The organism is Streptomyces niveiscabiei, from assembly GCF_001419795.1.
GTDB lineage: Bacteria > Actinomycetota > Actinomycetes > Streptomycetales > Streptomycetaceae > Streptomyces > Streptomyces niveiscabiei.
This window is the reverse complement of the sequence record NZ_LIRL01001075.1, coordinates 1-2,335: the sequence shown is the minus strand read 5'-3', so window position 1 is coordinate 2,335 and position 2,335 is coordinate 1. Positions and strand designations below refer to the sequence as shown.

Annotated in this window: 4 protein-coding genes; all 4 read right to left on the bottom strand. The window is 70.6% G+C overall.

Features of this window, described 5'->3' with window-relative positions:
• The coding region (locus AOK24_RS39995) for a Dps family protein (protein ID WP_276206892.1) at nt 1–238 on the bottom strand (238 nt) is incomplete at its 3' end.
• A gap of 147 nt (nt 239–385) precedes the next feature.
• Complete coding sequence (locus AOK24_RS39990) at nt 386–766, bottom strand: helix-turn-helix domain-containing protein (RefSeq protein ID WP_055724821.1); 381 nt, start codon at nt 764–766, stop codon at nt 386–388.
• Nucleotides 767–875: 109 nt separating this feature from the next.
• Nucleotides 876–1,421, bottom strand: a complete 546-nt coding sequence (locus tag AOK24_RS39985) for a CinA family protein (RefSeq protein WP_055724820.1) — start codon at nt 1,419–1,421, stop codon at nt 876–878.
• Nucleotides 1,418–2,335, bottom strand: a 918-nt coding sequence (pgsA, locus tag AOK24_RS39980) for a CDP-diacylglycerol--glycerol-3-phosphate 3-phosphatidyltransferase (protein ID WP_240554349.1), incomplete at its 5' end; no start/stop codon positions are given. The genes pgsA and AOK24_RS39985, both read right to left, overlap by 4 nt.

Genomic DNA, 2,335 nt, shown 5'->3' with positions numbered 1-2,335 from the left:
CTCCGACACGGTCGCCGAGCGCGGAGGCCCGCTCGGCGACCGTGTCGGAGTGCAGCCGGGCCACGTCGACGACCTCGTCGAGCTGGAGGTGGACGGAGCGGAAGCGCGGCCCCACGACGTTCCAGTGGACCTGTTTGGCGACCAGCGAGAGGTCGATCAGGTCGACGAGGGCCCCTTGCAGGGCACTCCCGACGATCCGCAGATCGGCGTCGGACAGCGGGCTTTTCACGACGTACATCCGTAGACCTCCGGTACGGGGCTCAGGCTCTCTCACGATGCCCGCACCCTGGGTACCCGGCAAACGGAACCGCACACGGGCCCCGTCAGACACACGTGAACCCCGGCCGGGACCGCCCCGGCCGGGGTTCACGCGGACAGACAGCCGTCAGGCGGCGACCACGTCCACCGCCTCGGCGGGCGCCTTGATGGTCACCCGCTCCGGAGGCACACCGGCCACCGAGACGGAACCCAGCATCGGACGCACCGGGGCCGGTACGGGCTGGCTGGGGGTGGCCGCAGCGGACTGGGCCAGCTCGGCGAGGGCGAGTTCGTCGCTCACTTCCCGCATGAGTTCGGACATCCGTACGTCCAGCGCGTCGCAGATCGCGGCGAGCAGCTCGGAGGATGCCTCCTTCTGCCCCCGCTCCACCTCGGAGAGATAGCCGAGCGATACTCGGGCGGACGAGGAGACTTCGCGCAGAGTACGGCCCTGGCGCTGGCGCTGCCGACGCAGCACGTCACCCAGCAGGCGACGGAGCAGAATCATCGGTGGCTCCCTCCTCGGACCGCGTAGCCGCATCCTTCTCGCCCCACCGTACCGCCTAGCGCCGCGGCCGTGCGGGGAGCGATGTCGTGTTCACTCAGGGCTGCAAACATCAAAACCCCCCGTTCTGTTCCGTATCCTGTGCCCGCTCATTCCCGGTCTGTTCGCCCGCAAGCTCCTGAAGGAGCAGTGCGAGTACGCTCCGTACACTCTCTCTACGAATTTCCGCACGGCTGCCGTTCAACCGCAGGGCCTTCACTTTTCCGCCAGAGGCGGAACCGGAACCAGGGCCGAACGGCCCGTCCACCGCGACGAAGACGGTCCCCACGGGCTGGCCGTCCTGCGGGTCGGGGCCGGCGACGCCGGTCGTCGCGATGCCCCAGTCGGCGCCGAGCGCCTTGCGGACGCCGGCCGCCATCTGGGCCGCGACCTGCGCGTCCACCGCGCCGCGCGCGGCCAGCAGCTGCGCGTCGACGCCCAGCACCTCGCGCTTCAGCTCCGTCGCGTACGCCGTGACCGAACCCCGGAACGCCTTGGACGCGCCCGGGACCGCAGTGATCTCCGCCGCCACCAGGCCACCGGTCAGCGACTCGGCGACGGCCAGCACCTCACCCCTCACCGTCAGTAGTCGCACCACGTCAGTGGCCGTGGAACTCACGCTTCCGTCTCCTCCAGCGCGGCCTTGCGGGCGGCGATTCCCTCGCGCCGCAACACAATGGCCTGTCTTACGTAGTCCAGCCCCGTCACGACGGTCAGGACGACCGCCACAGCCATCACCCAGAACCTCAGGGTGGCCAGCCACCCCGTCAGCGCCAGGACGTACATGCCGGCGGCCACGCCCTGGGTGAGGGTCTTCATCTTCCCCCCGCGGCTCGCGGGGATCACTCCGTACCGGATGACCCAGAAACGAAGCAGCGTCACACCGAGTTCCCGGCCCAGGATCACGATCGTCACCCACCACGGCAGATCCCCGAGCGCCGACAGACAGATCAGCGCCGCCCCCATGATCGCCTTGTCGGCGATGGGGTCCGCGATCTTCCCGAAGTCGGTCACGAGGTCGTACGTCCGCGCGATGTGCCCGTCGAACACGTCGGTGATCATGGCCACGGCGAAGGCGGCCCAGGCGAGCGAGCGCCACGCCGGGTCGTACCCCCCGTCGGCCAGCATCAGCGCGACGAACCCGGGGACGAGGATCAGCCGCAGCATCGTCAGCAGATTGGCGATGTTCCACACACTCGCCTGGTTGACGGCGGCAGCGACGACCTTGGCCCCACGAGGCGCCCGCGCCCCCTCCGGGGAGTCGACACCTACGCCGCTCCCGGCCTCGACAACATCACGAGTGCCGCGCCCGCTCGCGTCACGGGAAGCCCGGTCGCCGCCGGAAACACCGCCGCTGCCAGAAGCACGGCCGCCGTCGGAGACACCGTCGTCAAGGCCACGGTCATCGCCGACCGCACGGCCGGAACCTCCCGCGCCCCGCCCCTCAGCCCCGGCCGAACCCGAGCCCCCGACGACCCGCGCAGCCTCCGAAGCCCCCTCGGCAGACCGGGACGGCTCAGCCGACGCGGACCC

Bases quoted from the DNA above. Each gene is read 5' to 3' on its own strand.
- AOK24_RS39990 (WP_055724821.1), bottom strand. From the start codon at position 766: ATGATTCTGCTCCGTCGCCTGCTGGGTGACGTGCTGCGTCGGCAGCGC.